This window comes from Duganella vulcania (assembly GCF_009857655.1).
Taxonomy (GTDB): Bacteria; Pseudomonadota; Gammaproteobacteria; order Burkholderiales; family Burkholderiaceae_D; genus Rugamonas; species Rugamonas vulcania.
Genome location: NZ_WWCX01000022.1, coordinates 69,364 through 80,938 on the forward strand (window position 1 = coordinate 69,364; position 11,575 = coordinate 80,938).

The window sequence follows — 11,575 nt, forward strand, 5'->3', positions numbered from 1 at the left end:
GTCATGCTCTAGCATGGCTACACTTATTTTTAGCGAGGTTTTCTATGTGCGGCATCGTCGGCGCGGTAGCGCAACGCAACATCACCCCCATCCTGATCGAAGGCCTCAAGCGCCTGGAATACCGCGGCTACGACTCGTGCGGCGTCGCGCTGCACGTGGATGGCCAGTTGCAGCGCTCGCGCAGCACCTCGCGCGTGGCCGACCTGGAAAAGCAGATCGCCGAAGTCGGCATGCAAGGCTTCACCGGCATCGCCCACACCCGCTGGGCCACGCACGGCGCGCCGGCGTCGCACAACGCCCACCCGCACTTCTCGCCGACCACCGAACAGGCGCGCATCGCCCTGGTCCACAACGGCATCATTGAAAACCACGACGAACTGCGCGCCGAACTGACCGCGCTCGGCTACGTCTTCCAGAGCCAGACCGACACCGAAGTGATCGCCCACCTGGTCGACCACATGTACAACGGCGACCTGTTCGACACCGTCCAGCAAGCCGTCAAGCGCCTGCACGGCGCCTACGCGATCGCCGTGTTCGCTCGTGAAGAACCGCACCGCGTGGTGGCCGCGCGCCAAGGCTCGCCGCTGATCGTCGGCTTGGGCCAGGGCGAAAACTTCGTCGCCTCGGACGCGATGGCGCTGGCCGGCACCACCGACCAGATCATCTACCTGGAAGAAGGCGACGTGGTCGACCTGCAACTGGCGCGCACCTGGATCGTCGACAGCGACGGCAAGCCGGTCACGCGCGAAGCTAAGACCGTGCAGGCGCACACCGGCGCGGCCGAGCTGGGCCCATACCGCCACTACATGCAGAAGGAAATCTTCGAACAGCCGCGCGTCATCGGCGACACGCTCGAAGGCGTCACCGGCATCATGCCGGAACTGTTCGGCGACGGCGCCTACAACGTCTTCAAGCAGATCGACCGCGTGCTGATCCTGGCCTGCGGCACCAGCTACTACTCCGGCCTGACCGCCAAGTACTGGATCGAATCGGTGGCCAAGATCCCGGTCAACGTCGAGATCGCCAGCGAATACCGCTACCGCGACAGCGTGCCGCACCCGAACACGCTGGTGGTGACGATCTCGCAAAGCGGCGAAACCGCCGACACGCTGGCCGCGCTCAAGCACGCACGCAGCCTGGGCATGGAGCACACGCTGACGATCTGCAACGTCTCCACCAGCGCCATGGTGCGCGAGTGCAAGCTGGCCTACATCACCCGCGCCGGTGTGGAAGTGGGCGTGGCCTCGACCAAGGCCTTCACCACGCAGCTGGCCGCGCTGTTCCTGCTGACCCTGTCGCTGGCGCAAGTCAATGGCCGCCTGACCGACGCCGAAGAAGAGCAGCACCTGAAAGCCATGCGCCACCTGCCGGTTGCGATTTCCGCCGTGCTGGCGCTGGAGCCGCAGATCATCGCCTGGTCGGAAGATTTCGCCCGCAAGGAAAACGCGCTGTTCCTGGGCCGCGGCATGCACTACCCGATCGCGCTGGAAGGCGCGCTGAAGCTGAAAGAAATTTCCTACATCCACGCCGAAGCGTATCCTGCGGGCGAACTGAAGCACGGCCCGTTGGCGCTGGTGACGGAAGAAATGCCGGTCGTGACCATCGCCCCGAACGACGCGCTGATCGAGAAGCTGAAGTCCAACATGCAGGAAGTGCGCGCGCGCGGCGGCCAGCTGTACGTGTTCGCCGACGTCGACTCGCGCATCACCTCGGGCGAAGGCGTGCATGTGATCCGTCTGCCGGAACACTACGGCCTGCTGTCGCCGATCCTGCACGTGGTGTCGCTGCAGCTGCTGGCCTACCACTCGGCGCTGGCACGCGGCACCGATGTGGACAAGCCGCGTAACCTGGCCAAGTCGGTGACGGTTGAGTAAGTAGATCACCGAGGTGGCAACGGTCTAAAATAAGCAGCACCCATCATACGAGGAATGCACATGCGAACCTTGCTGTTGAGTCTAGTCTTGTTAACGGGCGTTGCACCGCACGCCAACGCGCAGCTGGCCGGATTTGGGTGCTGCTTCCAGGTCTGGCCGCAGCCAGACCTGCGCGTGCCAATACCCAACTATCACGGTCCCGCCAAACCGGCGACCGCAAAGCCGCAGGTGCCGGCAGACTCGCCGATAAAGGCGCCGGCGCGTGCGGCCGTGGCGGCAAATGCGCACGAGCTCGCGACACGCTTTCCGGTCGAGCAGCGTCCGCAAATGGAGCAAGCCTATCGGCGCTCCATGGACGTCTACACCCAGCTTGAGAAGAAACTGGGGCTGCCGGAGCGCGACATGGCCGGCAGTCTCGCCGCCTTCCTCGTCGGGAACTACATGGTGCTGAACGGCGTCGACGTGTCTGACGACGCTTTCCGGACCGTGGCTCAACAGTTGCGCGAGCAGGCATCGATGCAGACCGCGCTGCGGCGCGTCGATGCCGCGCAACTGCGCAACCTGTATGAGCAGACCGCGATGATAGGAACCTTCATGGCGCTGGCGCACAAGTCGGAGCAGCAGAACCCTCAGCCCCCAGAGGTCGCAGCACACATCCGCGACACCGCGCGGGCCAATCTGGAAGTGGTACTGCGCATGCCCCCGGCGCGCCTGTCGATTAGCGACAGGGGGTTGAGCATGGCAGATCCGGTACAGCGATAGCTCGGCGCTGGCGGCCTTGCCCTCCTGTCAGCAGATTGACCCATAAGTACTTTTACCAGTCGGTACATCCAACCCGAAATAGCAAATGTACCCATCGCGCTTGTCCCAAGTGCATGAGAGGTCCCCCCTTTCTCGTATCCGGTGATCAGGAGCTGCTCCGCAGGCATCCTTCCTGTCAGGCCCGATCTGCTCGAATAGATCTTTTGCGAGTGGTTCCTTGAAAGTGAAAGCCACCTTCCGGTCTTTCTTCGTTGGGGGCACCGTATCACCGAGTTCGCCGCCGTATATCCAGTAGTCGCCCTTCAGCGGCTTCTGGCCAAAACTCTGGGGCTCGGGCTTATCCGCCGCCTGGATTGGCGAGTACAGAACAAGTGCCGCAACGATGAGCATCTTGCGCGCGCTCATGATGCATACCTCGGCCAAAGCTCGGCGTGGAAGTGGTTGTTGTGGCCGATGAGCGATCTGACGCGGGCCCCGCCCAGCGCCTTTTGTACCCGCTCGTCGTTGAAGTAAACGATCTTGATCCGCGGGTGCTCAACAAACAGGCGAATCAGATTGATAGTGGCCTCAAGATCGTACTCCTTGTCCCGGTAGGTGCAGCGCGCACCTTGCCCCGTCATGTAATCGTTGCGAACTGGCCGGCAATCCATCTCGATGCCTTTCTGATGCGATTTATGGTTGTCGTAGGCGACACCAGCGTCGATGCTGATGTTCCCGATGCCGAATTTCCGGTCACACATGGCCTGCCATTCACGCTCAATCTGAAAGATCAGTGTGAGCAAGTTAGGATGTGCATACTGCGCCAGATGGCCGGTACCTGGCACATCGTGGAGGGTTCCATATACGTAGTAGCCCGCGTCTTCAGGGGCCTGGGGTAGCATGTAGTAACCTCGTGACTCTTTCGGTTGGATTGGAACGCCGATCGACATGGCCATTCCTCCCTACACGCACTTGTTACTTGCCAGGCACCAGCCGCCAGCGGTGTTGCCAGCGGCGCCCCCGGCAATCTTCTGTTGGGTGTATTTCCACTTCACCCTGGAGTAGCTCAATCCAATCTCATCATGCAGAAGATTGCCGTCCCCCAGCACTTGATCGATGTTGGAGATGATCACGTTTTCCAGCTCAACCTCGTAGTACTTTACGCGCTGACCGTCGCCGTCGGCTCGTAAAAACTCAAGCTTTGCTCTGGGAATAGTCCTGCCCATTGAGCATGTCTGCATGAGAATCGGAGAGGCGATATCAACCAGCTTGGTCAGCGAAATCGTGCGGTGTTCGCAGCGTTCGGCCGTGTGTCCGCCGCCCGTCGACGCTGTCGCGCTTCGGGGTTGCATGACGCCAAAATGAGCGCTGGATACCTCGATCCAGCCTTGGTGAGCCGCGTCGGCTGACTCGCCCTTGATGCCGTCGATTTGCAGATATGCATCGGTTGCCATGTGTGCCTCCATATAAATTTAAGGGATACACTTGGCATTGTTACTTTTGCGTTGCGGCTTCGATTTGGGTGGCGTCAAAAATGATGCAATGAAACGGTGCAAATCGTCCTGCCACAACCAAAGGCTCTCATGGCCCCTCTCATCAATCGCATCAAGTCATTGTTTGGACGCAGCGACGTTGCCTTACCTGCCAATCCGCTGGACTACGAACAGCTCGTCCACCTGGATGCTGAAAGATTGGCGGAACAGGGCATCCTGACGGCGTACACGGAGTTGTCGGCGCGGCTTGAACCGTATTCGCCTTCCCCGCTTGAGGTCAGGGAAGTTATCGACGACGACGGGATTGGATACTCGGTGTACGCCGGTGACCAGCGATATGTCATCTGGGAAGTGAACGATGGGGTACACAACGAAGATGGCTGGGAACGCGCTACCGTCGCCTTCTTCCAGATCGTGAATGCCAGGCTGAAAAATTCTTCTCACCGCTTCTACGCGCTCAACGGCGGCAATGATCTCTTTGGCATATTTCTCACCGAAGAGGAATTCGCCGCGGCCAGGCGGGCTATCCCCAAGCGCTCCAACTGGCCGTGGATGCCGGATAACGCACAGCCGGACTACGGCTTTCCAGTCGACGCTGCAGCCTCCTGAGACCGCGTTCCGCCAAACCAGCGCTCTATCGCCTCCGGCAGGCTGGCGTCCCCTGCGTTGCCGGTCCACGCCACATGGCCGTCCGGCCGTATCAGTATCGCGGCCGGCAGCTGCACCTCGCCTGCGACCGGCAATTCACAGACCCCGTGGAAGCTTGCGTCGATTTGCTTGACGTGATCGCCACCAAGCCTGACCGGGGCGCCGAAGTTGAGCAGCACCGGCCGCGCATCATGCAGCAATGCGTAGACGCGAGTCGGCCCGGCGGCCGTCTCGATGTCCAGGTCGGGCATGCGGCGGCCCAGTAGCGGGTGGCCTTCGCCAAGGTCGTAGCGGATGTCGAGACCCGAGATCATTCCGCCGAAGCGCTTGCGCGGCTCGTCCATCGCCAGCATCTCCGCGACGAATTCGCCGAGGACGGCAATGCGTTCATCCGTCCTTCGCAGCACGCCCTGTGCGATGGTGTTGCGCAGCACGCGCGCAGCGGCCGGGTGGCGCTCGGCCTGGTACGTGTCGAGCAGGGTGGCAGGCGAAACGCCCTTCACCACCTGCGCCAGCTTCCAGCCGAGATTGACGGCGTCCTGTACGCCGAGGTTGAGGCCCTGTCCGCCCAGCGGTGGATGGATATGCGTGGCGTCACCGGCCAGCAGCACGCGGCCCTTGCGGTAGGTGTCGGCCTGGCGCGTGGCGTCATTGAAGCGGGACAGCCATGTGGGCGAGTGGACGCCGAAATCGGTCCCATAAATGTCTTGCAGGCCAGACGCCAGCTCCTCCAGCGACGGCTCGCCCTTGGCGTGCGGATCGCGTCCCGCCAGCACCACGCCGACCGTTTCGCCATCCTCCATCATCGACATCGCGTGGCGGCCGGATGCGTCCTCGTGGAAGCCGAGCACGGGCTTGCCTGTCATCTTCACCTCGGCGATGATCCAGGAGGTGGATGCGTCCCAGCCGGGAAAACCGATGCCGGCCAGTTTGCGCACGCGGCTGCGCCCGCCGTCGCAGCCCACCAGCCAGCCTGCGCGCATGGCGCCCTGCGCCGTCGTGATATCGACGCCGTGCTCGTCACAGGCGAAGTCCAGCATCTCCCGGTCGCGATAGACCGGCACCTTCAATTCCTCGACCCACGCCGCGAGCAGACGTTCGCTCCGCTCCTGCGGCAGCGCGAGCAGGTAGTTATGCCGGGTCGGGAAGTCGCCGATGTCCAGCGCTGCGTGAAAGCTGACCTTGGGGTGCGTCTTGCCCAGCGCGAGGAAGCGGTTCACGATGCCGCGCTGGTCCAGCACTTCGAGCGTGCGCGCATGCAAGCCGCCGGCCCGTCCGCCGACGCGCTCCTGCGTTGGCTTGCGCTCGACGATGGCCACGTCCACGCCGGCCAGGGCCAGCTCGGCCGCCAGCATCAGCCCCGTGGGGCCGCCGCCGATAATGATGACTTCATGTTCGCTTGCCGGCATCCGGCTCTCCTATGTCACCGGAAGCCCTCGAACGACACTTTGAGCATGTGGCGCACGATGTCGTCGGCTTCCATCTTGCTGTATTTTTGCAGATATTCGACGGCCGGGTCGCAGGTGCGCGCGTAGTAGCTGAACAGGATGACGTCGGTGGGCAGTTCGCGGTTCAGCTGTCCCTGCTGCTGCGCCTGCTTTACCAGGGCCTCCAGCTGCCGGTTCAGTTTCATCACCCGCAGCATATACTTTACATTCCGGATCAGCATGTCCCGCACGTGCGGGCTGGTGGACGGCAGGAACGGCAGGCCGCCGTCCAGGCGCACCCGCAGCGCCCATTCCAGCAGGGCCGACAATTTCTGCACCGGACTGAGCGCCGGATCAATCGCCGCCACGTAATCCAGCGCGCCGTCCAGCAGGCGGATCAGCGCCTCGCCCACCAGCTCCTCCTTCGACTTGAAGTGCTTGTACAGGCTGGGTTTGGAGATGCCCACCGCGCCGGCGACGTCGTCCATGGTCATCAAGTCGTAGCCTTTTTGGCTCAACACCGCCGTCGCGGCATCGAGGATGGCGTTCTCGCGCAGCTTAAATGCTTGATTCTTAAAGCTTAATCTGGGAAGAATACTCATTGGTAAATTTCCGCTACTAATCAGTAGCTTTTGTTATGTGATGGTAGTAATATTAGCACGCCGGTACAGAGACGGCCAGAATATAACCATCATAACGACATGACACCGCCACGCAAACGCATTGCCATCATCGGCTCCGGCATCTCCGGCCTGGCCAGCGCCTATTTCCTCAGCCGAAAGCACGACGTGGTGCTGTTCGAGGCGGCGGACTATCTCGGCGGCCACACCCACACCGTCGACGTGATGCTGGAGGGCCGCAGCCACGGGGTCGACACCGGCTTCCTGGTCTACAACGAGCACACCTATCCCAACCTGGTGGCGCTGTTCGACGAGCTCGGCGTGGCCAGCATCGCCAGCGACATGTCGTTCGGCGTGTCGATGGCGGACGGCGCGCTGGAATGGGCCGGCACCAGCCTCGACACCGTGTTCGCGCAGCGCGCCAACCTGGGTTCTCCTTCCTTCCTGCGCATGCTGTGGGACATCCTGCACTTCAACCGCAACGCCGAGCGCTTTCTTGAACTGTCGAACCAGACCGGCCTGACGCTGGGACAGCTGTTGCAGCAGCAGGGCTACGGCGCGCGCTTCCGCGATGCCTACCTGTTGCCGATGGCGGCGGCGATCTGGTCCAGCTCGCCGAACGATATCCTGCAGTTCCCGGCCGCGACTTTCCTGCGCTTCTGCCTCAACCACGCGCTGTTGCAGGTCAACGACCGCCCGCAGTGGCGCACCGTCGCGGGAGGCGCACGCAACTATGTCGAGCGGATCGCCGCCGTGCTGCCGGACGTGCGGCTGCGCACGCCGGTGCACTCGGTGCGGCGCCGTGGCGGCCGCCTCGAAGTCGCGCGCGGCAGCGCCGGCAGCGAAGATTTCGATGCCGTGGTGATGGCCACGCACGCGCCCAACACGCTGGCGCTGCTGCCCGAGGCCAGCGAGACAGAGCGCGCCATCCTCGGCGCCGTGCGATACCAGCCCAACACCGCCTGGCTGCACACGGATGCGCGGCTGATGCCGCGGCGGCGCAAGGTCTGGTCGGCCTGGAACTATCTGTCCGGCGCGGCATCGGCCGGGCAGCGGCCCGTGTGCGTGAGCTATTGGCTGAACCAGTTGCAGGCGCTGCCGTTCGCCACGCCGGTGATCGTCACGCTCAACCCGCACACGCCGCCGGCCGCGGACAAGCTGCTGGCCAAATTCGAATATGACCACCCGATCATGGACCAGTCCACCGTGCGCGCGCAGCAGCAATTGCCCCAGATCCAGGGCGACGGCGGCATCTGGTACGCCGGCGCCTGGACCGGCTACGGCTTCCACGAGGACGGCCTGAAGTCGGCCTTGCGCATCGCGGCCGCATTCGACGCGGCCCCTGCCTGGACGACGCTGCCGTGAGCCGCCCCGCCGCCGAGCTGGTCCACGGCCAGGTGATGCACGCGCGCCTGCGTCCGGCGCCGCACCGCTTCGTCTACCCGCTGTTCTACGTGCGCCTGAACCTGGCCCGGCTGGACGAGTGCGGCACGCGCTGGTTCGGCGTGGACTGCTGGCGGCCGCTGTCGGTCCGCCGCCGCGACTACGGTCCGCGCGACGGCAGCAGCCTGGAACAATGGATGCGCGCATTGCTGCGCGAGCACCGCATCGAGGCCGACGGCGAGATCTGGCTGCAGACCTTCCCGCGCGTGGCCGGTTATGTTTTCAATCCGGTCAGCTTCTGGCACTGCCATGATGCGGCGGGCCGGCTGTGCGCCGTGCTGGCCGAGGTCAACAACACCTTTGGCGAGACCCACCGCTACCTGATGCGCGTGGCCCACAGCGCCGGCGGCACGGCCACGGCCACCGCCGACAAGCAGCTGCACGTGTCGCCGTTCTGCGCCGTGCGCGGACACTACCGTTTCCGCTTCCGGCTCGACGGCGCCAGCCACTGCACCGGCCTCGACTATGACGATGGCGACGGCCCGCTGCTCAGGACCGCGCTCAGCGGCCGCCCCGTGCCCATGACCGGTCGCGCCGTGGCTGGCGCCCTGCTGCGCTATCCGCTGCTGGGGCTGGGCATTGTGTTCCGCATCCACTGGCAGGCGCTGAGGCTGTGGCTGAAGCGCGTGCCATGGTTCAGCAAGCCGCCCGCCCCCGACCACCCCACCACCGTGCACCAGGAGACTGCCCGATGAAGTCCACCGTATCCACCGCCGCGCTGTCGGCGCCCGCCGGCGCCCGGCTGTTCCTGGCGATGCTCGGCCATATCCGCCATGGCCACCTGGAGCTGATCACGCCCTGCAATACCCGCATGGTGTTCGGCGACGCCCATGCGTCCAGCGGCGCCACGCTCAAGCTGAACGACTGGCGCGCCTGCCAGCGCATCCTGCGCGCGGGCGATATCGGCTTTGCCGAAGCCTACGCTGCCGGCTGGGCCGACACGCCCGACCTGACCGCGCTGCTGCGGCTGGCGCTGCGCAACGAGGCGTCGCTGGAGCAGCTGATGTTCGGCGGCGCGCTGGCGCGCTGCTGGTACCGGCTGCTGCACTGGTTGCGTCCCAACACGCGCCAGGGCAGCCAGCGCAACATCCACGCCCACTACGACATCGGCAACGACTTCTACCGGCTGTGGCTCGATCCCAGCTGGACCTACTCCAGCGCGCTGTTCGACGGCGACTACACCCTGCCGCTGCACACCGCGCAGCAGCGCAAGTACCAGCGCATCATCGACACGCTGCAGCTGCGTCCCGGCCAGCGCGTGCTGGAGATCGGCTGCGGCTGGGGCGGCTTTGCCGAGCTGGCGGGGCGGCAGGGCATCCACGTGCATGGCGTGACGATCTCGCCGTCGCAGCTGGAGGTGGGGCAGCGCCGCGTGCAGGCGCAGGGGCTGACCGAGCTGGTCCAGCTGGAACTGTGCGACTACCGCGATCTGCACGGCGAGTACGACGCCGTGGTGTCGATCGAAATGTTCGAGGCCGTCGGCGAGCAATACTGGCCGCAGTTCTTCCGCACGGTGCAGGCGCGCCTCAAGCCTGGCGCGCAGGCGCTGGTGCAGTCGATCACCATCGGCGAACAGTACTTCCCGCGCTACCGCAGCAGTGCAGATTTCATCCAGCAGTACATCTTCCCCGGCGGCATGCTGCCCAGCGTCGAGCGCTTCGAGCGGCTGGCTGGCCGCTGCGGCCTGCGCCCGGTCGAGCGCCACGCCTTCGGCCGCGACTACGCGGAAACGCTGCGCCGCTGGGACGCGCAATGCCGCCAGCACCAGCATCAGATTGCCGGGCTGGGCTTCGATGAGCATTTCATGCGGATCTGGGAGATGTACTTCGCCTATTGCGAGGCGGCCTTTGACGAGGGGCGTACCGATGTTGTCCAATTCCTGCTGCAAAAGGCCTGATCGCGTCCGGCCCTGGCTGCTGCTGTGCGCCCTGCTGTGCTGCGCGCTGGCGAGCGTCCCATGCCGCGCCGGCGGCTGGCGCGACGAGCTGCCCCGCGCCGAGGCGCTGGGCAATGGCGAACTGCGCTGGCTGGGCTTCCGCATCTATCAGGCCACGCTGTGGGCCGAGCAGCGGCCGTTCCAGCCGGAGCGCGGCTTCGCGCTGCAATTGCACTACTACCGCAGCATCAGCCGCGAGCGGCTGGTGCAAACCAGCCTGGACGAAATCCAGCGCCTGAACGGCGCCGCCATCGACGCCGCCACGCTGGCGCAATGGGACAAGGTGCTGAACCGCGCGTTCACCGATGTGGCGCCCGGCGACGAGTTGATCGGCGTGTATGCGCCGGGACGCGGCATGCGCTTCTACAACCAACAGCGCCTGCTGGCGGACATCGACGACCTGCGTCTGGCGCGCGCCTTCTTTGGCATCTGGCTCGACGAGCAGACCCGCGACCAGGGCTTGCGCCGCAAGCTGATGGGAAACCCGCCATGACGCCGGCCCCGCCGCCACGCTGGCGCCTGGCCGCCTACGGCCTGCTCGGCCTGCCGCTGGCGATGGCCGCGCTGCCCGTCTACGTGCAAGTGGCCGCGTACTATTCCATGCAGCGCGGCGTGGCGCTGGCAACGCTGGGCTGGGTGCTGTTCGCCGCGCGCCTGCTCGACACCGTGCAGGATCCGCTGCAGGGCCACCTCATCGACCGCCTGCGCCACGGCATCGCGCGCTGGATGCTGCTGGGCGGCGTGGTGCTGGCGCTGGCCTTCGCCGGACTGTGGCAGCCGCCCGCCTCGGCCATCCCGGCGGCCCTGTGGCTGGGCGCCATGCTGGTGCTGGCCTACAGCGCCCACAGCATGCTCAACATCGCCTACCTGACGTGGGGCGCGAGCCTGGACGGCGGCGGGGGCGCCCTGCTGTCGGCCTCGGCCTGGCGCGAAGGCGCGGGGCTGGCGGGCATGCTCATCGCCAGCGTGATCCCGGCCACCATCCTCAGCGGCGACGCCGACCGCATCCCGGCCGGCATGGCGCTGTACAGCCTGGCGTTTGCCGCGCTGCTGCTGGCCGCCCTGCTGGCGCTGCTGAAACTGGCGCCGGCGTGGCCGCATGCCACACCGCAGCCCAACGGCTGGCGCAGCGCGTTGCGCCGCATGGCATCGAACCGCGCCTTCCTGCGCCTGCTCGGTCCGTACTTCCTGAACGCGTGCTCGGTGTCGCTGCCGGCCACGCTGGCGCTGTTCTTCATCCGCGACCAGTTGCAGGCGGCGCCGCTGGCCGGCGCCTTCCTCGGCTGCTATTTCGCCGGCGCCGCCTGCGGCCTGCCGCTGTGGACCGCGCTGGCGCGCCGCATCGGCGTGCTGCCGTGCTGGCGCATCGGCATGGCGCTCGCGGTCGCCAGCT

General features: G+C 65.3%; 13 protein-coding genes. 8 read left to right on the forward strand and 5 right to left on the reverse strand.

Annotated features, from left to right (window positions below):
* The first annotated feature begins 44 nt into the window (after nt 1-44).
* Complete coding sequence (gene glmS / locus GTP90_RS14975; protein WP_161084299.1) at nt 45-1,874, forward strand: glutamine--fructose-6-phosphate transaminase (isomerizing); 1,830 nt, start codon at nt 45-47, stop codon at nt 1,872-1,874.
* A 60-nt stretch (nt 1,875-1,934) separates the two neighbouring features.
* Nucleotides 1,935-2,636 carry a DUF6683 family protein gene (locus GTP90_RS14980; protein WP_161084300.1) on the forward strand — a complete coding sequence of 234 codons (702 nt, stop codon included), beginning with the start codon at nt 1,935-1,937 and terminating at the stop codon, nt 2,634-2,636.
* Between the two features lie 27 nt (nt 2,637-2,663).
* On the opposite strand, the gene GTP90_RS14985 is transcribed toward GTP90_RS14980, so the two are convergent.
* From GTP90_RS14985 to GTP90_RS14995, 3 genes are read right to left on the reverse strand one after another with little or no spacing between them, the layout of a single operon-like run.
* A complete protein-coding gene (locus GTP90_RS14985) occupies nt 2,664-3,041 on the reverse strand; it encodes a hypothetical protein (RefSeq protein WP_161084301.1) in 378 nt (125 codons plus the stop codon).
* On the reverse strand, nt 3,038-3,565 hold the full coding sequence (locus GTP90_RS14990) for a penicillin-insensitive murein endopeptidase (RefSeq protein ID WP_161084302.1): 528 nt from the start codon (nt 3,563-3,565) through the stop codon (nt 3,038-3,040). The genes GTP90_RS14985 and GTP90_RS14990 overlap by 4 nt, the downstream gene beginning before the upstream one ends.
* A 12-nt stretch (nt 3,566-3,577) precedes the next feature.
* On the reverse strand, nt 3,578-4,069 hold the full coding sequence (locus GTP90_RS14995; RefSeq protein WP_161084303.1) for an Hcp family type VI secretion system effector: 492 nt from the start codon (nt 4,067-4,069) through the stop codon (nt 3,578-3,580).
* A gap of 129 nt (nt 4,070-4,198) precedes the next feature.
* On the opposite strand from GTP90_RS14995, the gene GTP90_RS15000 reads away from it, so the two are divergent.
* Complete coding sequence (locus tag GTP90_RS15000) at nt 4,199-4,717, forward strand: hypothetical protein (protein ID WP_161084304.1); 519 nt, start codon at nt 4,199-4,201, stop codon at nt 4,715-4,717.
* On the opposite strand, the gene GTP90_RS15005 is transcribed toward GTP90_RS15000, so the two are convergent.
* Together GTP90_RS15005 and GTP90_RS15010 are read right to left on the reverse strand one after the other, a co-directional pair.
* Nucleotides 4,684-6,165: an FAD-dependent oxidoreductase gene (locus GTP90_RS15005; RefSeq protein ID WP_161084305.1), complete on the reverse strand. Its 1,482-nt coding sequence runs from the start codon at nt 6,163-6,165 to the stop codon at nt 4,684-4,686. The genes GTP90_RS15000 and GTP90_RS15005 overlap by 34 nt on opposite strands.
* A 14-nt stretch (nt 6,166-6,179) precedes the next feature.
* Nucleotides 6,180-6,785, reverse strand: a complete 606-nt coding sequence (locus tag GTP90_RS15010; RefSeq protein ID WP_161084306.1) for a TetR/AcrR family transcriptional regulator — start codon at nt 6,783-6,785, stop codon at nt 6,180-6,182.
* Between the two features lie 99 nt (nt 6,786-6,884).
* Here GTP90_RS15010 and GTP90_RS15015 point away from each other — a divergent pair, with 99 nt between their 5' ends.
* The 5 genes from GTP90_RS15015 to GTP90_RS15035 all read left to right on the forward strand — a co-directional run.
* Nucleotides 6,885-8,168 carry an NAD(P)/FAD-dependent oxidoreductase gene (locus GTP90_RS15015; RefSeq protein WP_161084307.1) on the forward strand — a complete coding sequence of 428 codons (1,284 nt, stop codon included), beginning with the start codon at nt 6,885-6,887 and terminating at the stop codon, nt 8,166-8,168.
* Entirely contained in the window at nt 8,165-8,941 is a 777-nt protein-coding gene (locus tag GTP90_RS15020) for a DUF1365 domain-containing protein (RefSeq protein WP_161084308.1), read from the forward strand. Before GTP90_RS15015 ends, GTP90_RS15020 begins: the two co-directional genes overlap by 4 nt.
* Nucleotides 8,938-10,143, forward strand: coding sequence for an SAM-dependent methyltransferase (locus GTP90_RS15025; protein WP_161084309.1), 1,206 nt, complete (start codon nt 8,938-8,940; stop codon nt 10,141-10,143). Before GTP90_RS15020 ends, GTP90_RS15025 begins: the two co-directional genes overlap by 4 nt.
* Nucleotides 10,112-10,675: a chalcone isomerase family protein gene (locus GTP90_RS15030; RefSeq protein ID WP_161084310.1), complete on the forward strand. Its 564-nt coding sequence runs from the start codon at nt 10,112-10,114 to the stop codon at nt 10,673-10,675. Before GTP90_RS15025 ends, GTP90_RS15030 begins: the two co-directional genes overlap by 32 nt.
* On the forward strand, nt 10,672-11,575 hold a 904-nt coding region (locus GTP90_RS15035), incomplete at its 3' end, for an MFS transporter (RefSeq protein ID WP_161084311.1). The genes GTP90_RS15030 and GTP90_RS15035, both read left to right, overlap by 4 nt.